At 52.7% G+C, this 25,467-nt stretch carries 24 protein-coding genes, 1 pseudogene and 1 CRISPR repeat array; of the genes and pseudogenes, 19 read left to right on the top strand and 6 right to left on the bottom strand.

The features are described 5' to 3' along the window. Positions 1 to 17 precede the first annotated feature (17 nt). From cas1e to OGX91_RS16455, 3 genes are all read left to right on the top strand, one after another. Positions 18 to 893: a type I-E CRISPR-associated endonuclease Cas1e gene (gene cas1e, locus OGX91_RS16465; protein ID WP_286627035.1), complete on the top strand. Its 876-nt coding sequence runs from the start codon at positions 18 to 20 to the stop codon at positions 891 to 893. Beyond that, positions 890 to 1,183: a type I-E CRISPR-associated endoribonuclease Cas2e gene (cas2e, locus tag OGX91_RS16460; protein WP_286626877.1), complete on the top strand. Its 294-nt coding sequence runs from the start codon at positions 890 to 892 to the stop codon at positions 1,181 to 1,183. The genes cas1e and cas2e overlap by 4 nt, the downstream gene beginning before the upstream one ends. A 96-nt stretch (positions 1,184 to 1,279) precedes the next feature. Then, a CRISPR array of direct repeats spans positions 1,280 to 2,406; the repeat unit is 29 nt; unit sequence GTGTTCCCCGCGCCAGCGGGGATAAACCG. 74 nt (positions 2,407 to 2,480) lie between these two features. Beyond that, complete coding sequence (locus tag OGX91_RS16455) at positions 2,481 to 3,074, top strand: LysR substrate-binding domain-containing protein (RefSeq protein WP_286626875.1); 594 nt, start codon at positions 2,481 to 2,483, stop codon at positions 3,072 to 3,074. A gap of 27 nt (positions 3,075 to 3,101) precedes the next feature. Here OGX91_RS16455 and OGX91_RS16450 read toward each other — a convergent pair whose 3' ends face one another. Beyond that, entirely contained in the window at positions 3,102 to 4,139 is a 1,038-nt protein-coding gene (locus OGX91_RS16450; RefSeq protein WP_286626873.1) for an aminopeptidase, read from the bottom strand. A 254-nt stretch (positions 4,140 to 4,393) separates the two neighbouring features. Here OGX91_RS16450 and cysD point away from each other — a divergent pair, with 254 nt between their 5' ends. The 12 genes from cysD (at position 4,394) to rpoS (ending at position 14,306) form a co-directional block, all read left to right on the top strand. Beyond that, positions 4,394 to 5,302, top strand: coding sequence for a sulfate adenylyltransferase subunit CysD (gene cysD, locus OGX91_RS16445; RefSeq protein WP_005130891.1), 909 nt, complete (start codon positions 4,394 to 4,396; stop codon positions 5,300 to 5,302). Between the two features lie 9 nt (positions 5,303 to 5,311). Continuing rightward, positions 5,312 to 6,739 (top strand): sulfate adenylyltransferase subunit CysN, encoded by a 1,428-nt coding sequence (gene cysN, locus OGX91_RS16440; protein WP_286626870.1) that lies wholly within the window; start codon positions 5,312 to 5,314, stop codon positions 6,737 to 6,739. Next, positions 6,739 to 7,344, top strand: coding sequence for an adenylyl-sulfate kinase (cysC, locus tag OGX91_RS16435; protein WP_005130888.1), 606 nt, complete (start codon positions 6,739 to 6,741; stop codon positions 7,342 to 7,344). The genes cysN and cysC overlap by 1 nt, the downstream gene beginning before the upstream one ends. Positions 7,345 to 7,391: 47 nt before the next feature. Then, positions 7,392 to 7,715, top strand: coding sequence for a DUF3561 family protein (locus OGX91_RS16430; protein ID WP_040232213.1), 324 nt, complete (start codon positions 7,392 to 7,394; stop codon positions 7,713 to 7,715). A gap of 215 nt (positions 7,716 to 7,930) precedes the next feature. Next, complete coding sequence (ftsB, locus tag OGX91_RS16425) at positions 7,931 to 8,242, top strand: cell division protein FtsB (RefSeq protein WP_003034163.1); 312 nt, start codon at positions 7,931 to 7,933, stop codon at positions 8,240 to 8,242. Positions 8,243 to 8,260: 18 nt separating this feature from the next. Further along, entirely contained in the window at positions 8,261 to 8,956 is a 696-nt protein-coding gene (ispD, locus tag OGX91_RS16420; RefSeq protein ID WP_005130882.1) for a 2-C-methyl-D-erythritol 4-phosphate cytidylyltransferase, read from the top strand. Between the two features lie 139 nt (positions 8,957 to 9,095). Further along, positions 9,096 to 9,575 (top strand): 2-C-methyl-D-erythritol 2,4-cyclodiphosphate synthase, encoded by a 480-nt coding sequence (gene ispF, locus OGX91_RS16415; protein ID WP_005130881.1) that lies wholly within the window; start codon positions 9,096 to 9,098, stop codon positions 9,573 to 9,575. After that, positions 9,572 to 10,621 (top strand): tRNA pseudouridine(13) synthase TruD, encoded by a 1,050-nt coding sequence (gene truD, locus OGX91_RS16410; RefSeq protein ID WP_040232214.1) that lies wholly within the window; start codon positions 9,572 to 9,574, stop codon positions 10,619 to 10,621. Before ispF ends, truD begins: the two co-directional genes overlap by 4 nt. Next, a complete protein-coding gene (gene surE / locus OGX91_RS16405) occupies positions 10,602 to 11,363 on the top strand; it encodes a 5'/3'-nucleotidase SurE (protein WP_149692207.1) in 762 nt (253 codons plus the stop codon). Before truD ends, surE begins: the two co-directional genes overlap by 20 nt. Then, a complete protein-coding gene (locus tag OGX91_RS16400) occupies positions 11,357 to 11,983 on the top strand; it encodes a protein-L-isoaspartate(D-aspartate) O-methyltransferase (RefSeq protein ID WP_005130872.1) in 627 nt (208 codons plus the stop codon). The genes surE and OGX91_RS16400 overlap by 7 nt, the downstream gene beginning before the upstream one ends. 186 nt (positions 11,984 to 12,169) lie before the next feature. After that, positions 12,170 to 13,252, top strand: coding sequence for a murein hydrolase activator NlpD (nlpD, locus tag OGX91_RS16395; RefSeq protein WP_338079053.1), 1,083 nt, complete (start codon positions 12,170 to 12,172; stop codon positions 13,250 to 13,252). Between the two features lie 61 nt (positions 13,253 to 13,313). Continuing rightward, positions 13,314 to 14,306, top strand: a complete 993-nt coding sequence (gene rpoS, locus OGX91_RS16390; RefSeq protein WP_000081498.1) for an RNA polymerase sigma factor RpoS — start codon at positions 13,314 to 13,316, stop codon at positions 14,304 to 14,306. Positions 14,307 to 14,448: 142 nt separating this feature from the next. On the opposite strand, the gene OGX91_RS16385 is transcribed toward rpoS, so the two are convergent. After that, the gene (locus tag OGX91_RS16385) at positions 14,449 to 14,853 is read right to left on the bottom strand and encodes a MarR family winged helix-turn-helix transcriptional regulator (RefSeq protein ID WP_005130843.1); all 405 of its coding nucleotides are present in this window, start codon (positions 14,851 to 14,853) and stop codon (positions 14,449 to 14,451) included. 158 nt (positions 14,854 to 15,011) lie between these two features. Between OGX91_RS16385 and OGX91_RS16380 the strand changes: the two genes are divergently transcribed. The 4 genes from OGX91_RS16380 to OGX91_RS16365 all read left to right on the top strand — a co-directional run bounded on the left by OGX91_RS16380 (position 15,012) and on the right by OGX91_RS16365 (position 17,771). Further along, positions 15,012 to 15,605: a non-oxidative hydroxyarylic acid decarboxylases subunit B gene (locus OGX91_RS16380; RefSeq protein WP_040232219.1), complete on the top strand. Its 594-nt coding sequence runs from the start codon at positions 15,012 to 15,014 to the stop codon at positions 15,603 to 15,605. Next, complete coding sequence (locus OGX91_RS16375; RefSeq protein ID WP_040232221.1) at positions 15,605 to 17,032, top strand: non-oxidative hydroxyarylic acid decarboxylases subunit C; 1,428 nt, start codon at positions 15,605 to 15,607, stop codon at positions 17,030 to 17,032. Before OGX91_RS16380 ends, OGX91_RS16375 begins: the two co-directional genes overlap by 1 nt. 10 nt (positions 17,033 to 17,042) lie before the next feature. Next, positions 17,043 to 17,279, top strand: coding sequence for a non-oxidative hydroxyarylic acid decarboxylases subunit D (locus tag OGX91_RS16370; protein WP_005130838.1), 237 nt, complete (start codon positions 17,043 to 17,045; stop codon positions 17,277 to 17,279). Between the two features lie 339 nt (positions 17,280 to 17,618). Continuing rightward, entirely contained in the window at positions 17,619 to 17,771 is a 153-nt protein-coding gene (locus OGX91_RS16365) for a Hok/Gef family protein (protein WP_182289949.1), read from the top strand. Positions 17,772 to 17,880: 109 nt separating this feature from the next. On the opposite strand, the gene mutS is transcribed toward OGX91_RS16365, so the two are convergent. The 4 genes and pseudogenes from mutS to OGX91_RS16340 form a co-directional block, all read right to left on the bottom strand. Continuing rightward, the gene (mutS, locus tag OGX91_RS16360) at positions 17,881 to 20,442 is read right to left on the bottom strand and encodes a DNA mismatch repair protein MutS (RefSeq protein ID WP_040232222.1); all 2,562 of its coding nucleotides are present in this window, start codon (positions 20,440 to 20,442) and stop codon (positions 17,881 to 17,883) included. 327 nt (positions 20,443 to 20,769) lie between these two features. Next, positions 20,770 to 21,156, bottom strand: a pseudogene (locus OGX91_RS16350) (AI-2E family transporter); the annotation flags it as partial. A 41-nt stretch (positions 21,157 to 21,197) separates the two neighbouring features. Next, positions 21,198 to 24,251, bottom strand: coding sequence for an efflux RND transporter permease subunit (locus tag OGX91_RS16345; protein WP_286626862.1), 3,054 nt, complete (start codon positions 24,249 to 24,251; stop codon positions 21,198 to 21,200). Beyond that, positions 24,251 to 25,336: an efflux RND transporter periplasmic adaptor subunit gene (locus OGX91_RS16340; protein ID WP_286626861.1), complete on the bottom strand. Its 1,086-nt coding sequence runs from the start codon at positions 25,334 to 25,336 to the stop codon at positions 24,251 to 24,253. The genes OGX91_RS16345 and OGX91_RS16340 overlap by 1 nt, the downstream gene beginning before the upstream one ends. Positions 25,337 to 25,467 lie beyond the last annotated feature (131 nt).

The following is a 25,467-nucleotide window of genomic DNA, read 5'->3' as shown; positions in this document are numbered from 1 at the left end:
TAAAAGATCGTACCTCAATGATCTTCCTCCAGTACGGTCAGGTTGACGTACTGGATGGCGCATTTGTATTGATCGACAAAACCGGTATTCGCACGCACATTCCGGTAGGGTCAGTGGCCTGCATTATGCTGGAGCCGGGAACGCGAGTCTCTCATGCCGCAGTGCGGCTGGCATCAACGGTTGGAACGCTGCTGGTGTGGGTCGGTGAAGCCGGTGTCCGCGTTTACGCTTCCGGCCAGCCCGGTGGGGCACGAGCCGACAAGTTGCTTTATCAGGCCAAATTAGCGCTTGATGATGATTTGCGGCTGAAAGTTGTTCGCAAGATGTACGAACTGCGCTTTCGCGAACCGCCGCCAGCGCGTCGATCTATTGAGCAATTACGCGGTATTGAAGGTTCGCGTGTGCGCCAGACCTACGCCCTGCTGGCAAAACAATACGGCGTGAAATGGAACGGCCGCAACTACGATCCTAAAGACTGGGAAAAAGGTGATGTAGTCAATCGGTGTATTAGCGCTGCGACATCGTGTCTTTATGGTATTTCAGAAGCGGCTATTCTGGCGGCTGGCTATGCGCCTGCGATTGGTTTTATCCATAGCGGTAAACCGCTTTCTTTTGTGTATGACATTGCCGATATCATTAAATTTGATTCTGTCGTACCGAAAGCATTTGAAATTGCTGCCCGCCATCCCGCAGAGCCAGATAAAGAGGTGCGGTTGGCCTGTCGGGATATATTTCGCAGTACGAAGTTGACCGGCAAACTGATCCCTCTGATTGAGCAAGTTCTTGCTGCCGGTGAAATTGATCCCCCACAGCCTGCGCCAGATATGTTACCGCCTGCAATTCCTGAGCCCGAATTATTAGGCGACGGCGGTCATCGGGGGCGTGGCGGATGAGTATGGTTGTCGTTATAACGGAAAATGTTCCGCCGCGTCTGAGAGGGCGCTTGGCCATCTGGTTGCTGGAAATCCGTGCAGGTGTTTACGTAGGTGATACCTCAAAGCGAATTCGGGAAATGATCTGGCAACAAATCACGCAATTGGGCGGAGTGGGAAACGTCGTGATGGCCTGGGCGACAAACACGGAGTCCGGTTTTGAGTTTCAAACCTGGGGTGAAAATCGACGTATTCCGGTAGATTTGGATGGACTCAGACTGGTGTCTTTTCTTCCTGTTGATAATCAATAGGTTGAGTGTTCTTTAATAAATTGGATTTGTTGCTGATAAGTTGGTGGATCGTTTCTTGGTAAAAAATGTGATAAAAAACAGTTATATACGTTTAGAGTGTTCCCCGCGCCAGCGGGGATAAACCGTTGTAGGCGTTCTCCGGCTGGAAGTTTTTCGGGTGTTCCCCGCGCCAGCGGGGATAAACCGGGGTGAATTGGTCCCCGAGGCCAGAGCCGGTCGTGTTCCCCGCGCCAGCGGGGATAAACCGATTTTTCACTGTGTTTTTTTTCTGACGCGGAGGTGTTCCCCGCGCCAGCGGGGATAAACCGTGCTGGAACTGCGCTGGACTGACACGACAGATGTGTTCCCCGCGCCAGCGGGGATAAACCGGTGATACCTATGTGTTTCACGCTGATGCCGAGGTGTTCCCCGCGCCAGCGGGGATAAACCGGTGCCCAGCTTACTCAGGATTGACGCGTCAAAGTGTTCCCCGCGCCAGCGGGGATAAACCGTCGGTAATTGGCCTGGTCGGCACAGCACCCGAGTGTTCCCCGCGCCAGCGGGGATAAACCGGCGGTGCCACCATCACTGCCGACCCACTATCAGTGTTCCCCGCGCCAGCGGGGATAAACCGTGCGGATAAATCGTCTATTTTTTGAGCATATTGTGTTCCCCGCGCCAGCGGGGATAAACCGGCCACGCAAATTGATTCCTGGCGTTTTCTTTAGTGTTCCCCGCGCCAGCGGGGATAAACCGATGAGGCATTTTATGATAAAGCCAGCGGCAAGGTGTTCCCCGCGCCAGCGGGGATAAACCGAATAAACCAACAATAGCTGTTTGGTTCTCCTGGTGTTCCCCGCGCCAGCGGGGATAAACCGGGCAGGAGGCCTTCGTGTTTGGCGGCAGCAAAGTGTTCCCCGCGCCAGCGGGGATAAACCGCTACCGGGCTGGCAGAGGCCAAGGTCAGTGACGTGTTCCCCGCGCCAGCGGGGATAAACCGAAATTCAATATGTGCCACAATCAGACGGCGTAGTGTTCCCCGCGCCAGCGGGGATAAACCGGTTTTTTGTTGTTGAGGGTGGCGACCGTATGCGTGTTCCCCGCGCCAGCGGGGATAAACCGGGATCAGAATCACCGGTTACTCTGCCTGGGCAGTGTTCCCCGCGCCGGCGGGGATAAACCGGCCTCCCAGTACTTAACGTTTTTCTCGTATGGGTGTTCCCCGCGCGAGCGGGGATAAACCGATTATTAGATGATCCGGTTATAGAGGTCGCGTTTGGTTTTTCATCATTAATTGGCTTTACGGTAATCCCTGAGATTGTCAGACAATTTACCAAACGCTATCCTAACCGCGCAGATATCCATACAGGAAGCACAGTTATCGTCTTTACTCCCGGCGCTTCGTGAAGGATGTCTTGATTTTGCGATCGGGACGATTACGCCGGATATGCCGGTGCAAAATCGGTCGGTATATCCATTGTTTAACACGGAATTTTCGTTTGTCGTCGCCCTGGAGCATCCTCTGGCAAACTGCGAAACGCTGAATGCTTTACAGCATGCCAGATGGGTCTTGCCGCAAACGGATATGGGTTATTATCAGGCATTATCTGAACTGCTGGAAAATAACGTGGTAAACACCGATCGGGTTGTCAGAACTGATTCTGTTATCACGATTTTTAATCTGGTTGCCCGTGCAGAATTTATTACCGTATTGGCGCGTGCGATGTCGTCCCCCTTTGACGAGGGACAATTTACAGAATTGCCTGTACGAGAGATGTTACCGCAAGCCCGGTATGCTCTTGTTTGTTCCCGCAATAAACGTCAAAGTGCGGGCGTTGAAGCATTGCTGACGATCATCCGCCAATACAACTGGGCCTGTTTTACAGAAATGAACACGCAGGGTATCGTGTAACTCCGGGTTAAGAGTTCGGCAAGCGCGTCACTGCACTTTCGCCAGTTCTTTTACCAGCGGCAGCATAATGCGTACCACGTCGCGGCTGCGATGTTCAATCCGGCCTGGAAGCGCTTTATCGATATGCTGTTGGTTATCCAGCCGCACATCATGCCAGCTGTTACCGGCGGGGAAAGAGGCAGTTTTGGCGCGTTGCTGATAGCCGTCTTTTTTACCCAGGTTCCAGTTGGTTGCTTCTACCGAGAGCACGGCGATTCCCGCTTTGTCGAAGACCTCGGCATCGTTACAACATCCGGTTCCTTTCGGATAGTCTTTGTTCAGGCCCGGGTTGGTACTGGCGACGATACCGCGGCTGTGTGCAATTGCCAGCGCCCGGTCGCGCGTCAGTTTTCGTACGGCTTCCGGGGTTCTTTTCCCACTATTGAAGTAGAGCTTATCCCCGACGATCAGGTTATCGAGGTTGATAACCAGCAGGGTATTCTTCTTCTCAGCCGCACTCATGCGCTTGAGGATATTTTCTGCACCCAGTTTGCCTTCTTCCTCGCCGCTGGTGGCGATAAACCGAATGCCGTACTGTGTCGGCACATTTTTAAGTTTTTCAGCCAATTCCAGCATGACACCCAAACCTGCGGCGTTATCGTCGATGCCCTGCAAGGTTAATCCGCCCAGATTAGCATCGGAATCGGCATCGCTCTGCGCGGCGTAAGTGTCGAGGTGCGCCATGATAATAATCTGCTGCGGCGCTTTGCCTTCATGCGCTGCAATGACGGTGCTGCCCGTAACGTTATGCCAGTTCTTACGGTTGTCTTTGGCGGTATAAACATAACGGCTATTAAACGTCCGAATATCACTGCGATAGCCCATCTGCTGAAATTGCTGACGTAAATAATCAGCAGATAGCATTTCTGCCGGAGAGCCCGTCACGCGGCCAGGGAAGAATGTTGCGATATATCGGGCCTGAGTATTTGCCATATCTCCGGGCTTCGAAGAGGTTGCCTGTGCGGGAAGGATAAAGCACGCGCCGAGCGCCAGGGCGGTAGTCAGGTGGCGCAATGCGGAAAACATAGTGAGTCCTTAAATACCAAGCAGAAATTTTCAGCCGCTAGTATGAAACTGTGATCGAGGTAAAACAATTTCATTTGCTCCTAAATGCCCGAAATCCGGCGGCTTAAGCACTTTTTGAACTTTGCTTTTCCAAATCGTTATTCCTTTGAGGAACTACTCATTCCAATTCGTAATTTCATTCGCTCTCTTGCCCTCCCTATAGTCAGGTTATCTGAACTTCGTTAGCAAAATAACGGCAATACATAGGAACGGTTATGGATCAAAAACGACTTACCCACCTGCGGCAACTGGAAGCGGAGAGCATCCATATCATTCGTGAGGTGGCCGCCGAGTTTTCGAATCCGGTGATGATGTATTCCATCGGCAAGGATTCCAGCGTAATGCTGCATCTGGCGCGCAAAGCGTTTTATCCTGGTTCACTGCCGTTTCCTCTGCTGCACGTTGATACCGGCTGGAAATTCAGTGAGATGTATGAGTTTCGTGACCGCACGGCAAAAGCCTACGGCTGCGAACTGCTGGTGCATAAAAACCCGGAAGGGGTGGCGATGGGGATCAACCCATTTGTCCACGGTAGCGCCAAGCATACCGACATTATGAAAACCGAGGGGTTGAAGCAAGCGCTGAACAAATACGGTTTTGACGCAGCATTCGGCGGCGCACGCCGTGATGAAGAGAAATCGCGCGCGAAAGAGCGCATCTATTCCTTCCGCGATCGTTTTCATCGCTGGGACCCGAAAAACCAGCGTCCGGAACTGTGGCATAACTACAACGGCCAGATTAACAAAGGCGAAAGCATTCGCGTATTCCCGCTCTCTAACTGGACGGAACAGGATATCTGGCAGTACATCTGGCTGGAAAACATCGACATTGTTCCGCTGTACCTTGCCGCAGAGCGTCCGGTGCTTGAGCGCGATGGCATGTTGATGATGATTGATGACGACAGAATCGATCTGCAGCCTGGTGAGGTTATCAAAAAACGTATGGTGCGTTTCCGTACTCTCGGCTGCTGGCCGCTCACTGGCGCGGTGGAGTCGGACGCGCAGACGCTACCGGAAATCATCGAAGAGATGCTGGTTTCAACCACCAGTGAACGTCAGGGCCGCGTGATTGACCGCGACCAGGCGGGCTCCATGGAGCTGAAGAAACGTCAGGGGTATTTCTAAGGAGCAGCCATGAATACGACACTTGCACAACAAATTGCTAATGAAGGCGGCGTTGAAGCCTGGATGGTTGCCCAGCAACACAAAAGTCTGCTGCGCTTTTTAACCTGCGGTAGCGTGGATGACGGGAAAAGTACCCTGATTGGTCGCCTGCTGCACGACACGCGTCAGATTTATGAAGATCAGCTTTCATCGCTGCACAACGACAGCAAACGTCACGGCACCCAGGGTGAAAAGCTCGATCTGGCGCTGTTGGTTGATGGCTTGCAGGCCGAGCGCGAGCAGGGCATCACCATCGACGTGGCTTACCGTTATTTCTCTACCGAGAAGCGTAAATTTATCATTGCGGATACCCCCGGCCATGAGCAGTACACCCGCAATATGGCAACCGGTGCGTCGACCTGCGATCTGGCGATCCTGCTGATCGATGCACGTAAAGGCGTGTTGGATCAGACGCGTCGTCACAGCTTTATCTCCACGCTGTTGGGAATAAAACATCTGATCGTTGCGATCAACAAAATGGATCTGGTGGACTTTAGCGAAGAGACATTTAACCGGATCCGTGAAGATTATCTGACCTTTGCCGAGCAGTTGCCAGGCAACCTGGATATCCGTTTTGTACCGCTTTCAGCACTGGAAGGTGACAACGTGGCGTCGCAAAGTTTCAGCATGCCGTGGTACAGCGGCCCGACGCTGCTGGAAGTGCTTGAAACCGTTGAGATCCAACGCAGTGTTGATACCCAACCGATGCGCTTCCCGGTGCAGTATGTGAACCGGCCGAATCTGGACTTTCGCGGTTATGCCGGAACGCTGGCTTCGGGTAGCGTGAAGGTAGGGCAACGCGTCAAAGTGCTGCCATCCGGCGTTGAGTCCAGCGTCGCCCGGATTGTCACGTTTGATGGCGACTTGCAGGAAGCACATGCAGGTGAAGCCATTACCCTGGTGCTAAAAGATGAGATCGACATCAGCCGGGGCGATCTGCTGCTTGATGCCCAGGAAACGCTGTCGACGGTGCAACGCGCTGCCGTTGATGTGGTGTGGATGGCGGAACAACCGCTGTCGCCAGGGCAGAGCTACGACATCAAAGTCGCAGGCAAGAAGACGCGTGCGCGTGTTGATAGCGTGGAGTATCAGGTCGATATTAATAACCTGACCCAACGTGACGTTGAAGCGCTGCCGCTAAACGGCATCGGTCTGGTTAATCTGACCTTTGATGAGCCGCTGGTGCTGGACACCTATCAGCATAATCCGGTGACGGGCGGCCTGATTATCATTGACCGTCTGACCAACGTCACCGTCGGTGCTGGACTGGTACGCGAGCCGATCGTCCAGGAGCAGGCCATGGCATCCCAGTTCAGCGCGTTTGAACTGGAGCTTAATGCGCTGGTGCGTCGCCACTTCCCACACTGGGGCGCGCGCGATCTGCTGGGAGGAAAATAATGGCGCTGCATGACGAAAACGTCGTCTGGCATGCCCATCCTGTTACGCCGCAACAGCGGGAACAACGCCACGGTCATCGTGGTGTTGTGCTGTGGTTTACCGGACTCTCTGGTTCCGGTAAATCCACGGTAGCAGGGGCGCTGGAAGAAGCATTGCACAAGCAGGGGGTTAGCACTTATCTGCTGGACGGTGATAACGTGCGCCACGGCTTGTGCAGCGATCTCGGATTTAGCGATGCCGATCGTAAGGAGAATATTCGTCGGGTTGGCGAAGTGGCTAACCTGATGGTGGATGCGGGGCTGGTGGTACTGACGGCCTTTATTTCCCCTCATCGTGCTGAACGACAGATGGTTCGCGAACGTGTGGGTCATGGGCGTTTTATAGAGGTGTTTGTCGATACGCCATTAGCAACGTGTGAAGCACGCGATCCAAAAGGGCTGTATAAAAAAGCGCGGGCGGGGGAGTTGCGCAATTTCACCGGAATCGACTCGGTATACGAAGCGCCTGAATCGCCAGAGATTCATCTTGATGGTGAACAATTGGTAACAAATTTGGTACCCCAATTATTAGACCTGCTGAGGCAGGAAGATATTATCAGATCCTGAGACACCCGAGCTTGTATGCCCGGTCAGTCACGGTCACAGGATTCGATATGCGTAACAGCCATAACATTACCATTACAGACTCAGATACCTTCGCCGCCGACGACGAAACCACCTGGTCACTACCGGGTGCCGTTGTCGGTTTTGCTGCGTGGTTGCTGGCGCTGGGGTTCCCATGCCTGATGTATGGCCCTAATACGCTATTTTTTTTCCTTTATACCTGGCCTTTTTTCCTCGCGTTGCTGCCCGTCGCCATTGTGGCGGGTATTGCCCTGCATTCGCTTATGCAGGGACGGCTGCTGCTAAGCGTTACGTTTACCCTGCTGGTGGTTGGGTCGATGTTTGGCGCATTGTTCCTGTGGCTGCTGGGCTAGGTTTACTTCCCTTTTTTCATGGCGAGTGGTGCTGCATACCGACAGCTCTAATTCAAACCGTAACCAACAATGAGATTATGTTCTCCTTACACGAGGTATACGTAACAACGGGCAAATGTGGTACATTTGCCCGCGTTGTCGCGGCATTCCCGACCGTTGATGTAAAGTTGTCTGCGGAAGTTATGGGATGTTAATGCCGTTTTTCAGGGGGCAGGATGGGTAAACTAACGCTGCTGTTGCTGGCTTTATTAGTCTGGCTGCAGTATTCGCTGTGGTTCGGTAAGAACGGCATACATGACTATAGTCGCGTCAACGATGATGTTGCTGCGCAGCAAGCTACAAACGCGAAACTTAAAGCGCGTAACGATCAGCTCTTTGCTGAAATTGACGATCTCAATGGCGGTCAGGAAGCTATCGAGGAACGCGCACGCAACGAACTCAGCATGACTAAGCCGGGCGAAACGTTTTATCGCCTGGTCCCTGACGCGTCTAAACGCGCACAGACCGCAGGGCAAAACAATCGATAAACCAGCCAAGGATTTAACATGGCAGCCTCTTTATTGGACGTTTGCGCCGTGGTGCCGGCTGCCGGATTTGGCCGCCGAATGCAGGCGGAGTGTCCTAAGCAGTACCTCTCAATTGGCAATAAAACCATTCTTGAACACTCGGTTGATGCGCTGCTGGCGCATCCCCGGGTGACGCGTGTCGTTATCGCTATCAGTCCCGGCGACAGCCGCTTTGCCCAACTACCACTTGCAGCGCATCCGCAAATTACCGTGGTGGATGGCGGCGATGAGCGTGCCGATTCTGTCCTTGCCGGTTTGCAAGCCGCTGGAGACGCTCAGTGGGTACTGGTGCATGATGCCGCGCGGCCATGTCTGCATCAGGATGATTTAGCCCGCTTACTGGCAATAAGTGAAACCAGCCGTATCGGCGGTATCCTGGCGACTCCCGTACGCGACACCATGAAACGTGCCGAGCCAGGTAAGACTGAGATTGCTCATACGGTCGAACGCACCGATTTATGGCATGCGTTGACACCGCAGTATTTCCCACGTGAGCTGTTACACGATTGCCTGACCCGAGCACTAAACGAAGGCGCAACCATTACGGATGAGGCTTCGGCACTGGAATATTGCGGCTTTCATCCGCTGCTGGTTGAAGGACGCGCTGACAACATTAAAGTCACCCGTCCGGAAGATCTGGCACTGGCGGAATTTTATCTGACCCGAAGAATCTAGACACAAAATCATTCAAGCTGCATCAAGGCGGCAACTGAGTGAATCCCCTGGAGCTTACATAAGTAAGTGACTGGGGTGAACAAAGGTAGCCAACAAAGAAGCAGCTTGAAGGATGATGTGTATACCAGGAGAAGACATAATGCGAATTGGACACGGTTTTGACGTACACGCCTTTGGCGGTGTTGGCCCAATTATCATTGGTGGTGTGCGCATCCCATACGAAAAAGGATTGCTGGCGCATTCTGATGGCGATGTGGCATTACATGCGCTAACCGATGCCCTGCTGGGGGCTGCGGCGTTGGGTGATATCGGTAAACTCTTCCCGGATACCGATGCAGCGTTCAAGGGTGCCGATAGCCGCGAGTTATTGCGTGAGGCCTGGCGGCGTATTCAGGCTAAAGGCTATACGCTTGGTAATGTGGATGTCACTATTATTGCTCAGGCGCCGAAGATGCTGCCGCACATTCCGCAAATGCGGGTGTTTATTGCCGAGGATCTCGGCTGCCATATGGATGATGTTAACGTGAAAGCGACCACCACGGAAAAACTCGGTTTTACCGGGCGTGGGGAAGGGATTGCCTGTGAAGCGGTGGCGTTACTCATTAAGGCAACGAAATGACAGCGTTTGAAGATCTGACCTATCTCCATGGTAAACCACTCGGCCACGGAGTTCTGAAAGCCAATCCGGAAGACTTTGTCGTCGTCGAAGATTTAGGCTTCGAACCGGATGGCGAAGGCGAGCACGTTCTGGTGCGTATTCTGAAAAACGGTTGTAACACCCGTTTTGTGGCTGACGCGCTGGCCAAATTCCTTAAAATCCACGCCCGCGAAGTCAGCTTTGCCGGGCAGAAAGATAAGCATGCGGTCACGGAACAGTGGCTGTGCGCGCGCGTACCGGGCAATGCAATGCCCGATTTAAGCAAATTTGAGCTTGAAGGCTGTAAAGTGCTGGAGTACGCCCGCCACAAGCGTAAGCTGCGTTTAGGCGCACTGAAAGGCAACGCGTTTACGCTGGTGTTGCGTGAAGTGAGCGAGCGTGATGATGTTGAAGCGCGTTTACAGGCGATTAGCGAGCGCGGCGTACCGAACTATTTCGGCGCCCAACGTTTTGGTATCGGCGGCAGCAACCTGCAAGGTGCGCTGCGCTGGGCGCAAAGCGATGCGCCGGTGCGCGATCGCAATAAACGCAGTTTTTGGTTGTCGGCAGCCCGTAGCGCGTTGTTTAATCAGATAGTCAATGAACGCCTGAAAAAAACAGACTTTAATCAAGTTGTTGACGGCGATGCGCTACAATTGTCGGGACGCGGAAGCTGGTTTGTTGCCACACGGGAAGAACAGACCGAATTACAGCGTCGCGTCGATGAGAAAGAATTGATGATAACAGCGGCATTGCCGGGCAGCGGTGAGTGGGGAACTCAGCGCGATGCTCTGGCGTTTGAAGAGGCCGCTATTGCTGACGAAACCGCGCTACAGTCTCTGTTATTGCGCGAGAAAGTTGAGGCATCGCGCCGCGCTATATTGCTGTATCCACAACAATTAAGCTGGAACTGGTGGGATGACGTAACCGTTGAGTTGCGCTTCTGGCTACCGGCAGGTAGCTTCGCCACCAGTGTTGTAAGGGAACTTATTAACACAATGGGTGATTATGCGTATATTGCTGAGTAACGATGATGGGGTCCACGCACCCGGTATACAAACGCTGGCGAAAGCGCTGCGTGAGTTTGCTGACGTACAGGTGGTTGCCCCGGATCGTAACCGCAGTGGCGCGTCTAATTCGCTGACGCTGGAGTCCTCGCTTCGCACGTTTACCTATGATAACGGCGATATTGCCATACAAATGGGTACGCCTACCGACTGCGTCTATCTGGGCGTGAACGCATTAATGCGTCCGCGTCCGGACATTGTTGTTTCTGGTATTAATGCGGGTCCAAATCTGGGTGATGATGTCATCTATTCCGGTACCGTGGCGGCGGCGATGGAAGGTCGTCACCTCGGGTTCCCTGCGCTGGCTGTTTCACTTGATGGTCATAAACACTACGATACCGCTGCCGCAGTAACCTGTCGTATCTTACGGGCGCTGAGTCGTGAACCGCTGCGCACCGGACGCATTTTGAATATCAACGTGCCGGATTTACCGCTGGATCAGATTAAAGGGATCCGCGTCACCCGCTGCGGCAGCCGTCATCCGGCGGATCAGGTGATTCCACAGCAGGATCCGCGTGGCAATACGCTGTATTGGATTGGCCCGCCGGGCGAAAAGTGCGATGCCGGTCCGGATACGGATTTTGCTGCCGTTGATGAAGGTTATGTTTCCATCACGCCGCTGCATGTTGATTTAACCGCATACGGTGCGCATGAGGTTGTTTCTGACTGGTTAGACAGCGTGGGAGTCGACACGCAATGGTAAGCAGACGCGTACACACTCTTCTTGAACAATTACGTGCGCAGGGCATCAGAGATGAGCATGTCCTGGATGCGCTCGCCGCAGTGCCGCGTGAAAAGTTCGTTGATGAGGCGTTTGAACATAAGGCCTGGGATAATATCGCCCTGCCGATTGGCCAGGGGCAGACCATCTCACAGCCCTATATGGTGGCTCGCATGACCGAGCTGCTGGAGCTAACGCCGCAATCGCGGGTTCTGGAAATTGGTACCGGCTCTGGCTACCAGACGGCTATCCTGGCGCATCTGGTGCATCATGTGTGCTCTGTTGAGCGCATTAAAGGTTTGCAATGGCAGGCGCGTCGTCGCCTGAAACAGCTTGATTTACATAATGTTTCGACCCGTCATGGTGATGGATGGCAAGGTTGGCAGGCTCGAGCGCCGTTTGACGCTATCATTGTGACGGCAGCACCGCCTGAGATCCCAACGGCATTGATGATGCAGTTGGATGAAGGCGGCGTTCTCGTCTTGCCCGTGGGCGATGAGCACCAGTTTTTGAAACGGGTTCGTCGTCGGGGAGGCGAATTTATTATCGACACCGTGGAGGCCGTACGCTTTGTTCCCTTAGTCAAGGGGGAGCTGGCGTAGCTAACGCTGCTGAATACCTGGAGTTTTCCTGGATATTCTGGAATTAGTAAGCGTATCGTGGTCACGTTTTCCAGTGTCCAGCCCGATGCCTTGCACGGTGATTACGTCACTGGGTATTAACCAAATTTTCCTGGGGGATAAATGAGCGCGGGAAGCCACAAATTTACCGTTCGCCGTATTGCGGCATTGTCACTGGTTTCGTTATGGCTGGCAGGTTGTTCAAACACCTCGAATCCGCCAGCGCCGGTCAGCTCTGTTGGCGGCAATGCATCATCGAACACCAGCTCCGGCATGCTGATTACGCCTCCACCAAAAATGGGATCAACGGCGACAGTACAACAAACGCCACAGATCCAACCGGTGCAACGCCCGGCGACTCAGCCAACACAGATTCAGCCGGTTGCAGAACAGCCTGTCCAGATGGAAAACGGGCGGATTGTGTACAATCGTCAGTATGGGAATATTCCGAAAGGTAGCTATACGGGTGGCAGTACCTATACTGTTAAGAAAGGCGACACGCTTTTCTATATTGCCTGGATTACCGGGAACGATTTCCGTGACCTCGCACAACGCAATAACGTTCCGGCCCCGTATGGCCTGAATGTCGGACAAACTCTGCAAGTGGGCAACGCGTCGGGTGCACCGATTACCGGTGGTAATGCCATCACCCAGGCGGATGCAGCACAGCAAGGAGTTGTGACCAACCCTGCACAAAATTCCACCGTTGCTGTTGCTTCGAAACCAACAATTACGTATTCTGAGGATTCAGGTGAACAAAGTGCTAACAAAATGTTGCCGAACAACAAGCCTGCTGGGACCGTTGTCACAGCGCCTGTAACGGCTCCGGCAGTTAGTGCAACCGAATCGACTGCAAGCTCAACTTCTACCAGTTCGCCGATTTCTACCTGGCGCTGGCCGACTGACGGCAAGGTGATCGAAAACTTCGCAGCTACCGAAGGTGGCAATAAAGGGATCGACATTGCAGGCAGCAAAGGACAGGCTATTGTCGCGACCGCAGATGGACGCGTCGTGTATGCCGGTAACGCGCTGCGTGGTTACGGTAATCTTATTATCATCAAACACAACGATGATTACCTGAGTGCCTACGCCCATAACGATACAATGCTGGTCCGGGAACAACAAGAAATCAAGGCGGGGCAGAAGATAGCTACCATGGGTAGCACCGGAACCAGTTCTACACGCTTGCATTTTGAAATTCGTTACAAGGGGAAATCCGTAAACCCGCTGCGCTATTTACCGCAGCGATAATTCGGCGGAACCAGGCTTTCACGTGCTAGTTCCGTTAGGGATCACGGGTAGGAGCCACCTTATGAGTCAGAATACGCTGAAAGTTCATGATTTAAATGAAGATGCGGAATTTGATGAGAACGGAGTAGAGGCTTTTGATGAGAAAGCCTTGAGTGAAGAGGAACCCAGTGATAACGACCTGGCTGAAGAAGAGCTGTTATCGCAGGGGGCCACACAGCGTGTGTTGGACGCGACTCAGCTTTACCTTGGTGAGATTGGTTATTCGCCACTGTTAACAGCCGAAGAAGAAGTTTATTTTGCGCGTCGCGCACTGCGTGGAGATGTCGCTTCTCGCCGCCGCATGATTGAAAGTAACCTGCGTCTGGTGGTGAAAATTGCTCGTCGTTATGGCAATCGTGGTCTGGCATTGCTGGACCTGATTGAAGAGGGCAATCTGGGGCTTATCCGTGCCGTCGAGAAGTTTGACCCTGAGCGCGGGTTCCGCTTCTCAACATACGCAACCTGGTGGATCCGCCAGACGATCGAACGGGCGATTATGAATCAAACCCGTACGATCCGACTGCCGATTCACATTGTAAAAGAGCTGAACGTCTATCTGCGTACCGCGCGTGAGTTGTCGCATAAACTGGACCACGAACCGAGCGCAGAAGAGATTGCGGAACAACTGGATAAACCGGTTGATGACGTCAGCCGTATGCTCCGGCTCAACGAGCGTATTACCTCGGTAGACACCCCGCTGGGTGGCGATTCCGAAAAAGCGTTGCTGGATATTCTGGCCGATGAAAAGGAAAACGGTCCGGAAGACACCACGCAAGACGATGATATGAAACAGAGCATCGTCAAATGGCTGTTCGAACTGAACGCCAAACAGCGTGAGGTGCTGGCACGTCGTTTTGGTCTGCTGGGGTACGAAGCTGCGACACTGGAAGATGTGGGCCGTGAAATTGGCCTGACCCGTGAACGTGTTCGTCAGATTCAGGTTGAAGGTCTGCGTCGTCTGCGTGAAATCCTGCAGACGCAGGGGCTGAACATCGAAGCGCTGTTCCGCGAGTAAGCACAAGTTCTATCAAGAAAGGCCAGTCTCGGTGAGGCTGGCCTTTTTCTATGTTTGTTGCCTGATGGCACTGCGTTTATCAGGCCTACGGGGAGCAGGACTTTGTAGGTCGGATCAGACATTTATGTCGCCATCCGGCAAATTAGTTCATCATCTTACGCACCAGACGTGTGAACTGCTCACGTTCTTCATCAGATAATCGCCCCAAAAACTCATCATCTACGCTATTTCCCAGCGGGGTTGCGCTGGCCAGTAACGCTTCTCCTTGCGCGGTCAAATAAACAAACCGCCGACGCTTATCCGCCGGGTCGTGCTCACGCCTGACCAGATCGCGTTTTTCCATCCGGCTCAGCATTTCCGCAAGCGTCGCCTTGGTACAGACCGCAGCCTCGGTCAGGGTAACCTGCTCAATGCCAGGCTGTTCGGCAATGGCGCGCATCACCGCATACTGCGGTTTGGTCAGTTCCGGTAATTCATGTTGCCAGCGAGCCGTATGCTGTTGAAAAAGCTGGCGTAAAAGGTGGAAGGCGGTATTTCGTAACGGCATGAGAGCTCCGGAATTTCTGTTAGTCTCTATCTTAACGGGTAATGCGTCATAGTTTAACCATTGCTGCTTTAACAATCTGTGCGAGGTACCCTTGCCCGGAATGCCTTGAGGGAGTATTTTAATAAAAATGTTCGCATACGAACAATTTTGAGGATGAAATGAGACTGATTGTAGGAATGACCGGGGCGACTGGCGCACCGCTTGGTGTGTCGCTACTGCAGGCGCTGCGGGAAATGTCGGGGGTGGAAACTCATCTGGTGCTGTCAAAGTGGGCCAAAACCACCATTGAACTGGAAACGCCGTACAACGTCCGCGATGTGTCAGCGCTGGCCGATTATTGCCACAACCCGGCTGACCAGGCGGCGACCATCTCCTCCGGATCGTTTCGTACTGACGGCATGATCATTATCCCCTGCAGTATGAAAACCCTGGCCGGTATTCGTGCAGGCTATGCGGAAGGGTTGGTGGGGCGTGCCGCTGATGTGGTGCTGAAAGAAGGGCGCAAGCTGGTGCTGGTTCCGCGTGAAATGCCGCTGAGCACTATTCATCTGGAAAATATGCTCGCACTTTCCCGCATGGGCGTCGCGATGGTCCCGCCGATGCCCGCGTTTTATAACCACCCGCAAACGGTTGATGACATCACGCAACACATTGTGGCTCGCGTGCTCGATCAGTTTGGTCTGGAACACCCCAACGCCCGTCGCTGGCAGGGATTACGACAGGCGAAGAATTTTGCACAGGAGAATGAATAATGGCATTTGATGATTTGCGCAGCTTTTTACAGGCGCTGGACGACCAGGGGCAATTGCTGAAAATCGGTGAAGAGGTCAACGCTGAGCCGGATCTGGCTGCGGCGGCTAACGCGACCGGACGTATTGGCGACGGTGCGCCAGCGCTGTGGTTTGACAATATTCGTGGTTTTACCGACGCCCGCGTGGCGATGAATACCATCGGCTCGTGGCAGAATCATGCCATTTCATTAGGCCTGCCGCCCAATACGCCGGTGAAAAAACAGATTGATGAGTTTATTCGCCGCTGGGACCACTTCCCGATTGCGCCAGAACGCCGCGCTAACCCGGCGTGGGCTGAAAACTGTGTTGATGGTGAGGAGATCAACCTGTTTGATATTCTGCCGCTGTTTCGTCTGAACGATGGCGATGGAGGGTTCTATCTCGATAAAGCCTGTGTTGTGTCGCGCGATCCGCTGGATCCGGATAACTTCGGTAAGCAGAACGTCGGTATTTATCGTATGGAAGTAAAAGGCAAGCGTAAGCTGGGCCTGCAACCGGTGCCGATGCACGATATCGCGCTGCATCTGCATAAAGCGGAAGAGCGTGGTGAAGACCTGCCGATTGCCATCACCCTGGGTAACGATCCTATTATTACCCTGATGGGGGCTACGCCGCTGAAGTACGATCAGTCGGAATACGAAATGGCGGGCGCGCTGCGTGAAAGCCCGTATCCGATCGCTACCGCACCACTCACTGGCTTTGACGTACCGTGGGGTTCAGAAGTGATCCTCGAAGGCGTCATTGAAAGCCGTAAGCGTGAAATCGAAGGGCCGTTTGGCGAGTTTACCGGTCACTACTCCGGTGGACGTAACATGACTGTCGTGCGTATCGATAAAGTCTCTTATCGCAGTAAACCGATTTTTGAATCGCTGTATCTTGGGATGCCGTGGACGGAAATCGACTATCTGATGGGGCCAGCAACTTGCGTACCGCTTTATCAACAGCTGAAAGCCGAATTCCCGGAAGTACAGGCGGTGAACGCCATGTACACCCACGGTTTGCTGGCGATTATCTCCACCAAAAAACGCTACGGCGGCTTCGCCCGTGCGGTAGGGTTGCGGGCGATGACCACGCCGCATGGTCTGGGTTACGTGAAAATGGTGATTATGGTTGATGAGGACGTTGACCCGTTCAATCTGCCGCAGGTGATGTGGGCGCTGTCGTCGAAAGTTAATCCGGCGGGGGATCTGGTGCAATTGCCGAATATGTCGGTGCTGGAGCTTGATCCGGGTTCCAGTCCGGCGGGGATTACCGACAAGTTAATCATTGATGCCACCACGCCGGTTGCACCGGATAACCGTGGGCACTACAGCCAGCCGGTATGTGATTTACCGGAAACGAAAGCCTGGGCTGAAAAGCTGACCGCCATGCTGGCTAACCGTAAATAAGGAGTTGCAGATGATTTGTCCACGTTGTGCCGATGAACATATTGAAGTGATGGCGAACTCGCCGGTAAAAGGCGTCTGGACGGTATATCAGTGCCAGCATTGTCTGTACACCTGGCGTAATACCGAACCGCTACGCCGCACCAGCCGCGAGCACTACCCGCAGGCGTTTCGTATGACGCAAAAAGATATGGATGACGCACCGATGGTGCCGAGTATTCCACCGCTGCTGGCAGAAGATAAGCGCTAATCAACACGCCGGGTGCGGCTTCGCCTTACCCGACCTACATATAGCGGTATTTTGTAGGCCCGATAAGCATAGCGCCATCGGGAAGGACACACCTATATTAAGCCTCGGAATATCCGGGGTTTGTTATTTTGCGAGCAAGCTCGTAGCGAATGGCTTAATTTATTTGAAGAGATGACACCTGAAATAGAATAGCGGCGGGTGCTTGAGGCTTTTTGGGTTTTGAGCATTTGTTAGGTCCCGGAAAGACAAAAGCCCCAGGAGATAGTTCTATCAACCTGAGGCTAGCGTTCAAACCTAGACCACTTGGATGTTAGTCTCTTCTTTGCAGGGAGGCAAGACATGCTGACAAAATATGCCCTTGTGGCAATTGTAGTGCTGTGTTTCACGGCGCTGGGATTCACGTTAATGGTGCGAGATTCGTTGTGCGAGTTAAGTATTAAAGAACGTGGTATGGAGTTTAAAGCTGTTCTCGCTTACGAACTGAAGAAGTAGCAACAACGCGGGGGAAACCCCGCGTCTTGATGGTCTGGTTTCGTCTTCTTGCACCCATTCTCGCGTTGCCGTAGGCCCGATAAGCAAAGCGCCATCGGGCATTACAACGTTACACCAGACTTTTCAACCGGTAGATCCACTCCAGCGCCTGGCGCGGTGTTAGCGAATCCGGGTCGAGGTTTTCCAGCGCTTCAACGGCGGGCGAGATTTCTTCAGGCACTGAAAGCAGCGACATCTGTGTACCATCGACCTGGGTCGCGGCAACGTTTGGCGCAATGCTTTCCAGTTCGCGCAGTTTTTGCCGCGCGCGTTTAATAACCTCTTTCGGCACCCCTGCCAGTGCGGCTACTGCCAGACCATAGCTCTTGCTCGCCGCGCCATCCTGCACGCTATGCATGAAGGCGATGGTATCGCCGTGCTCTAACGCATCCAGATGCACATTCGCGACGCCCTCCATTTTTTCCGGTAACTGAGTCAGTTCGAAGTAGTGGGTGGCAAACAACGTTAATGCTTTGATTTTATTGGCCAGGTTTTCCGCGCACGCCCATGCCAGCGACAGGCCATCGTAGGTGGAGGTGCCGCGTCCAATCTCATCCATCAGTACCAGGCTGTTCTCGGTGGCGTTATGCAGAATGTTGGCGGTTTCGGTCATTTCTACCATAAAGGTAGAACGACCGGATGCCAGATCATCCGCCGCGCCCACGCGGGTAAAGATCCGATCGATCGGGCCTATTTCCACTTTCTGCGCCGGAACGTAGCTGCCGATGTAGGCCAGTAGCGCAATCAACGCAGTCTGGCGCATATAGGTACTTTTACCGCCCATGTTCGGCCCGGTGATAATTAGCATCCGTCGTTGGGGCGAGAGGTTGAGCGGGTTGGCGATAAACGGCTCACTCAGCACCTGTTCAACCACCGGATGACGACCCTCAGTAATACGGATACCGGGTTTATTGGTGAAGGTCGGGCAGGTGTAGTTCAGGGTATAAGCGCGTTCGGCCAGGTTGACCAGTACGTCCAACTCCGCCAGCGCGCTGGCGCTCTGTTGCAAATCAGCCAGATGCGGCAACAGCATGTCGAACAGCTCGTCATACAGCTGTTTTTCCAGCGCCAGCGCTTTGCCTTTTGACGTCAGAACTTTGTCTTCGTACTCTTTCAGTTCCGGAATAATGTAGCGTTCGGCGTTTTTCAACGTCTGGCGACGCACGTAGTTAATCGGTGCCAGATGACTCTGCCCACGGCTGATCTGAATGTAGTAGCCATGAACGGCGTTAAACCCAACCTTCAGCGTATCCAGACCGGTGCGCTCGCGCTCACGGATTTCCAGTCTGTCCAGATAGTCAGTTGCGCCATCAGCCAGCGCTCGCCACTCGTCCAGCTCTTCATTGTAGCCCGGGGCAATGACGCCGCCGTCGCGTACAAGCACGGGTGGTGCTTCGACGACGGCGCGTTCCAGCAGTTCACGTAGTTCGCTAAATTCGCCCATTTTTTCGCGCAGCATTTGCACGGGGGCACTGTCTACGCTTTCCAGCTGCGCGCGCAGTTCCGGTAATTGCTGGAAGGCATGGCGCATGCGTGCCAGATCGCGTGGACGCGCGGTACGCAGTGCCAGACGTGCCAGAATACGTTCCAGATCGCCCACCTGACGCAGCACGGGTTGTAATTCGCTGGTGGCATCCTGCAGCGCGCCGATGGTTTGTTGGCGCTCGGTGAGGATTTTAGTGTCGCGCACAGGCATATGCAGCCAGCGCTTGAGCATACGGCTGCCCATTGGCGTCACGGTGCAGTCGAGTACTGACGCCAGCGTGTTTTCAACGCCGCCCGCCAGGTTCTGGGTAATTTCCAGATTGCGGCGCGTGGCGGCATCCATAATGATGCTGTCCTGCTGACGTTCCATGGTGATGGAACGAATATGCGGCAGCGAAGTGCGCTGGGTATCTTTGACGTATTGCAGCAGACAGCCGGCGGCGCATAATCCACGCGGGGCATTTTCCACGCCAAAGCCAATCAGATCTCGCGTGCCAAACTGCAGGTTCAACTGTTGGCGGGCGGTATCAATTTCAAATTCCCACAGCGGACGACGACGCAGGCCGCGGCGTCCTTCAATCAGTGAAGTTTCAGCGAAATCCTCGGCATACAGCAATTCGGCGGGGTTGGTACGCTGTAGTTCCGCAGCCATTGTCTCACGGTCTGCGGGTTCACTGACGCGAAAACGCCCGGAACTGATGTCCAGCGTAGCGTAGCCAAAGCCTTTACTGTCCTGCCAGACGGCGGCCAGCAGGTTGTCCTGACGTTCCTGTAAAAGTGCTTCATCGCTGATGGTACCCGGCGTGACAATGCGTACCACTTTGCGTTCAACCGGCCCTTTGCTGGTCGCCGGATCGCCAATCTGCTCACAAATAGCGACAGATTCACCCTGATTGACCAGCTTGGCGAGGTAGTTCTCGACCGCATGGTGAGGAATGCCCGCCATCGGGATCGGCTCACCTGCGGATGCACCGCGTTTGGTCAGGGAGATATCAAGCAGCTGAGACGCGCGTTTCGCATCGTCATAAAACAGTTCATAAAAGTCGCCCATGCGGTAAAACAGCAGTATTTCCGGATGCTGAGCCTTCAGCTTGAGATACTGCTGCATCATAGGCGTGTGAGAGTCTAGATTTTCTATTGTACTCATTGGAGTGTGATATCCATATTTCTTAATTTTTAATGAGTTAGTGAATTTTATGGTTATCATTAGGTTTCACGTTGTCTCATCGAATATCATGAAATCCTACAGTTAACAGTAGGAATTCATGACTGCATAAGGTGCATGATAACGGAGTCTTTATGGCAGGAAAACAAGAGGGAAAGCCACTTTCGTTTAAAGCGGTAAAAATGATGAAGCCTGGTGGCAAAGATGAAGCTGACGTAGGCGAAAATCGTGGTTTACGTCTCTCATGTGGTGCCACCGGGATGAATTCTTTTTTCTACCGTTACGCGAGTCCCCGACTGGTAAACTTGTTCAGGTTAAAATTGGTAACTTTCCACGACTTCTCTCGTCTGCTGATATACGCCATTCCAGTTCACGTAATGCTCGCCACACTTTTTTCAGTAAAAAGGTGAGTATGGCCAGTATCGCTCCAGTTATGCCAGGTAGTGCCTGCCAGATCAGGAATGCCAGTAGTTGAACCGTCAGTGGTAAATTCAGCCGTTTGCCGAGTATAAGTGGCTCCATCACTGAACTCAGAGAAAGGTTTAGCATCACGAAAAATCCGGCGACCAACAGGCCGGCCTGTATATCGAAAAAGATCAGCGTCTGAAGGACCGGCGGAATCGCGGCAAGTAAGGAGCCGAGCGCTGGTACATAATTGAAAACAAACATCAGCATGCCCCAGAAAAAAGCAAACCGACAAGCAGTCTGTCGATTTTTAACATTTACCCCGTGATGTTTCATGGTGTCTCCGCACGGTGCAGGCAGTCATAGATGACCGGCAGAACCATTAAGGTAAGGATCGTCGCAAAACCCAGACCAAACATAACAACCACGGCCATACTCTGAAAAAAGACATCCCTCAGCAGTGGCGCGAAACCCAGTACAGTGGTGAAGGTTGTGAGCAGAACAGGACGTAAACGTGAAGTGGCGGCGGATATAATCGCTTCATGTTGCGGCTTCACCTGTTTCTGATGCTCAATCTCCTCAACCAGGACAATCCCGTTACGGATCAACATTCCACTCAGACTCAGCAAACCTATCAGGGCCATAAAGCCAAACGGAATGTCGATAAGTAAAAACCCCGCTGTAACGCCAATTAATGCCAGCGGCACGGTAAGCCAGATGGCGAAAGCATTTTTCAGCGAACTAAACATCAACACGGTAATGGTGAACATCACCAGATAACCTAACGGCAGGGTAGAGAACAGGCCTTGCTGTGCCTCGCTTGAACTTTCCGCATCTCCTCCCCACGTAATGTTGTAACCGTGCGGCAACGGAATCTGTTCAATCTGTGGGCGAACGCGCGCCAGAATATCGGCGGAAGTGGCATTGCTCAGTGGGTCAGGGTTGGTCATGACGGTCATAACCCTGCTGCGATCGCGACGCAGAATCAGTGGATTTTCCCATTGCAATACGAACCCATCGACCACGTTACTGAGTGGAATATAGCGTTGCTGATTTTGGCTCCAGACCTGGACATTATTAAGATGATTAATGTCATGCCGCTCGTTTTCGGGCGGACGCACCACTATCGGCATCATATCCGTGCCTTCGCGATATAGTCCGATGCGACTGCCGGAAAAATTCATTTCCAGCGCGTCATCTACTTCTTTTTTATCCACACCTAACTCTTGACCGAGCACTGGATTATATTGCGGGCGAATGACTTTACTGCGGTTTTGCCAGTCGTTACTTACACTACTGGTATCGCGATTGTCGGCCAGAATAGTACTTACTTTGCTGGCAATCTGGCGCATGATATCGGGCGCTGTCCCTCTGATGCGTACCTCAATACTGCTACTGCCCGAAGGGCCAAACATCACGCGATTGGTACTGGCATTGACCTGCGGGTAATCCTGCGCGATAACGGTATCCAACTGGCTCGCCAGTGCCCCAATATTGCGCTCATTGTCCATTCTTACCATGATTTGTGCGTAATTGCTGTACTGACGCTGACCGTTGTAAGTCAGGATAAACCGCATGCTGCCATGACCTATCGTTGACACCGTGGAAACCACGCCTGGGCGACCGTTAATTATTTTTTCAATATCACTAGCCATCTTTTCCGTGGAGGTGATGTCTGTACCATAAGGTAGCCACAGATCCACAAAAAAAATCGGTGTACTGGCTGAAGGAAAGAAATTTTGTCGTACCGAGCCAAAGCCCCAGATTGCCAACGCCAGCAGTACTGCCATGACTGAAAGTGTGACTGTTTTGTGTGCCAACAGAGTATTCAGGATGCGCTGATAGAGTCGGTAAAAACTGCCACTATAGGGAGCGAATTCTGATGGCTGCTTAAGAGGGGACTCGGTTTTAAATAGCCACCATTTAACCAGTGCCGGCGTAATGGTTAGGGCTGTGAACCAACTCAGCATCAGTGAAATTAACAATACCTGAAACAGCGATTTACAGTATTCGCCCGTTGAGTCCTGTGACAGGCCAATAGGAGCAAATGCCAGGATAGCAATAATTGTGGCTCCCAACAGTGGAAGTGCGGATCGCCGAATAATAAAGTTTAGCGCTTTTACCCCTGACGCGCCCTGCTGACGCGAAATGAGTAATCCCTCCACAATCACTATCGCATTATCTACCAGCATACTCAGCGCGATTATCAGCGCCCCCAGGGAGATGCGCTGAAGCTCAAGTCCCCACAGATACATAATAAACAACGTGCCCAGCACATTGAGCGCTAATGACAGGGCTATAATAATGCCGCTGCGCAGACCCATGAATATCACCAAAATTCCGATGACTATCGTCAGCGCCATTAGAAAATTAGTAAGAAAGCCATTTACTGAAGATGCCACTTCAGCAGACTGGTCGTAAAATACACCGATCTGCAGACCGGCGGGTTTTTCCTCAGACATCTGTAGTAACTTAGATTTCAGCGCTTGTCCCACGTCAATCACATTAACACCGGGTATAAATGATACCCCCATCATCACGGCGGGTTGACCATTGGCGTGATAAATGCTGGAGGGTGAATCAGCGAGACCGCGCGTGAGTGTGGCTATATCTTTCAGGCGTGTGCTGGCGCTGTCACCCGCTGGGCTAACAAGCAGATGGCCCAGTTCATCAAGATTTTCGAATTCGCCGGTGGAATGTATACGGATTGATTCTGTACCAGATTTTATCACCCCTGCGTTTGACACAATATTCAGTCGACTCAGCGCAGCGGATAGCTGAGCCGGCGTGATGCCGCGCGCAGCCATTTTTATCAGTGACACCTCTACATTGATCTGTGACGTTATGATTCCTCCGGTCATGACCTTGCCTACGCCAGGTACCAGTACCAGCTCACGTCGCAGCTGTTCGGCATATTGTGCAAGCTCTTTATTGCTGAAATTGTCACCGGAAATTGAGAAGAAAAAGCCAAAAACATCGCCAAAATCATCGTTTACGAAGGGCTGCATGACACCAGGCGGAAAAACGCGTCCTGCATCACCTACCCGACGACGTAATTCGTCCCAGATTTGGGGTAATTTATCCGAGTGGTAGTGCGAAGCGATGTTCACTGTGATTTGCGACATCCCGTTGGATGAAATCGAGCTGATGTTATCCAGATAGGGCAGTTGCTGCAGGGCTTTCTCCAGTGGTTGCGTTACTTCTTCTTCCACTTGCTCGGCGGATGCCCCAGGATAGAGGGTAACAACCACGGCGCTTTTAATAGCAAACTCTGGATCTTCAAGACGACCGATGTTAAGTAGTGCAAAAATACCGCCGATACCTAGTAACAGAATGAGCAGCCAGACACGGACGGGATTATTAATAAACTGTCGGGAGATATCCATTACAGTCCCCCCTCACGTGTCCAGATACGAACCTGCTGCTGAGCATGTATTTCATTCACCCCGGCAGCGACCACCCGTTCACCGTTTGTTAGACCGTGTGTTATTACGATACCGCCCTCGGTGAGTTCACCAGTGGTTACACTGCGTTCTTCCAGCGTAAGCTGCTCGCCGCTGCCCTTTACCACCCAGACGTGGGGGTGATTGAGTGGGCTGTTGTCCGGGTTAAACACAGCTTCAACTGGCACGACCAGCTTTTCACGCAAGGTACTGGCTGGCAGTTTTGATAGATCGATGGTGACCGTACCACTGACCCCAGCAACAGCAGGGAAGTCAGACGGTCGTGGCATGGTTAAAATCATCTTCCAGGTGAGCGTGTTATTGTTGCTGCTAGCCGAGTGCTCTTTGTAATCAGCCTGAAACTGGCGGCCCGGCAGTGCAGTGATGTGCACCAGTGGTCGATAGGCCATATTGCGAATGTCCATTGCGGTAAACAGGTTTTCCGGCACGCTGAATGCCACATCGAGCATGTCGGTGCGAGCCAGAGTGGCGATAGCCTGTCCGGCTGCCACAACCTGATGGTTTCGAGCATTTACACTGACAGCGATACCGGAGAACGGGGCGGTGAGTATCATTTGGTTCAGTTCTTCGCGAGCGATCTGTAGCGCCGCGTTTGCAGCATCTTTTCTGGCACGTTGTACATCCATCTCATCACGCGAGACGGCATGGCGCGCAGACAATGCCTGGAAGCGTTCAAACTGTCGCTGTGCAAGGTCGGCTGTAGTCTGCCGTTCTTTTACCCGTTGCCGAGCTTCATCGGTAGAGAGTCGGGCGATCACTTGTCCTTTCGCCACTGGAGTTCCCTGGCGGATATCAAGCCATTCAATACGGCCGGAGCGTTCAAAAGATAGTGCAGTGGAATCGCTGTACTCAATTCTTGCGGGGAGAATACGTTGACGGGCCTTTTCAGACTTTCCCACCTCCACAACTTTAATTGTGCGAGGTTGAATGGGTAAATCTATTTCTTTCTGCTCGCACGCTGTAATTAAAAAAGCGGCAAAGATAATCAGGGGTAAATAACGAAACAATTTTATATCCTCAGCGATAATGATGTAATTAATTTTGTAGGGTTATATATGTGAGCGGACGAAAACAGAATGCCAGCCAGAGGCTGGCACAATGCAGACTCAGTTTGGTTGGTATATAACTTCCTTTATTT

It is taken from the genome of Citrobacter sp. Cpa228 (assembly GCF_030333085.1).
In the GTDB taxonomy this organism is placed as follows: Bacteria; Pseudomonadota; Gammaproteobacteria; order Enterobacterales; family Enterobacteriaceae; genus Citrobacter; species Citrobacter pasteurii.
The sequence above is the reverse complement of the archived record's forward strand: the minus strand, read 5'-3'. Positions and strand labels throughout refer to the sequence as shown.

Bases quoted from the DNA above. Each gene is read 5' to 3' on its own strand.
- cas1e (WP_286627035.1), top strand. From the start codon at position 18: ATGATCTTCCTCCAGTACGGTCAGGTTGACGTACTGGATGGCGCATTT.
- cas2e (WP_286626877.1), top strand. From the start codon at position 890: ATGAGTATGGTTGTCGTTATAACGGAAAATGTTCCGCCGCGTCTGAGA.
- OGX91_RS16450 (WP_286626873.1), bottom strand. From the start codon at position 4,139: ATGTTTTCCGCATTGCGCCACCTGACTACCGCCCTGGCGCTCGGCGCG.
- cysD (WP_005130891.1), top strand. From the start codon at position 4,394: ATGGATCAAAAACGACTTACCCACCTGCGGCAACTGGAAGCGGAGAGC.
- cysN (WP_286626870.1), top strand. From the start codon at position 5,312: ATGAATACGACACTTGCACAACAAATTGCTAATGAAGGCGGCGTTGAA.
- cysC (WP_005130888.1), top strand. From the start codon at position 6,739: ATGGCGCTGCATGACGAAAACGTCGTCTGGCATGCCCATCCTGTTACG.
- OGX91_RS16430 (WP_040232213.1), top strand. From the start codon at position 7,392: ATGCGTAACAGCCATAACATTACCATTACAGACTCAGATACCTTCGCC.
- ftsB (WP_003034163.1), top strand. From the start codon at position 7,931: ATGGGTAAACTAACGCTGCTGTTGCTGGCTTTATTAGTCTGGCTGCAG.
- ispD (WP_005130882.1), top strand. From the start codon at position 8,261: ATGGCAGCCTCTTTATTGGACGTTTGCGCCGTGGTGCCGGCTGCCGGA.
- ispF (WP_005130881.1), top strand. From the start codon at position 9,096: ATGCGAATTGGACACGGTTTTGACGTACACGCCTTTGGCGGTGTTGGC.
- truD (WP_040232214.1), top strand. From the start codon at position 9,572: ATGACAGCGTTTGAAGATCTGACCTATCTCCATGGTAAACCACTCGGC.
- surE (WP_149692207.1), top strand. From the start codon at position 10,602: ATGCGTATATTGCTGAGTAACGATGATGGGGTCCACGCACCCGGTATA.
- OGX91_RS16400 (WP_005130872.1), top strand. From the start codon at position 11,357: ATGGTAAGCAGACGCGTACACACTCTTCTTGAACAATTACGTGCGCAG.
- rpoS (WP_000081498.1), top strand. From the start codon at position 13,314: ATGAGTCAGAATACGCTGAAAGTTCATGATTTAAATGAAGATGCGGAA.
- OGX91_RS16385 (WP_005130843.1), bottom strand. From the start codon at position 14,853: ATGCCGTTACGAAATACCGCCTTCCACCTTTTACGCCAGCTTTTTCAA.
- OGX91_RS16380 (WP_040232219.1), top strand. From the start codon at position 15,012: ATGAGACTGATTGTAGGAATGACCGGGGCGACTGGCGCACCGCTTGGT.
- OGX91_RS16375 (WP_040232221.1), top strand. From the start codon at position 15,605: ATGGCATTTGATGATTTGCGCAGCTTTTTACAGGCGCTGGACGACCAG.
- OGX91_RS16370 (WP_005130838.1), top strand. From the start codon at position 17,043: ATGATTTGTCCACGTTGTGCCGATGAACATATTGAAGTGATGGCGAAC.
- OGX91_RS16365 (WP_182289949.1), top strand. From the start codon at position 17,619: ATGCTGACAAAATATGCCCTTGTGGCAATTGTAGTGCTGTGTTTCACG.
- mutS (WP_040232222.1), bottom strand. From the start codon at position 20,442: ATGAGTACAATAGAAAATCTAGACTCTCACACGCCTATGATGCAGCAG.
- OGX91_RS16345 (WP_286626862.1), bottom strand. From the start codon at position 24,251: ATGGATATCTCCCGACAGTTTATTAATAATCCCGTCCGTGTCTGGCTG.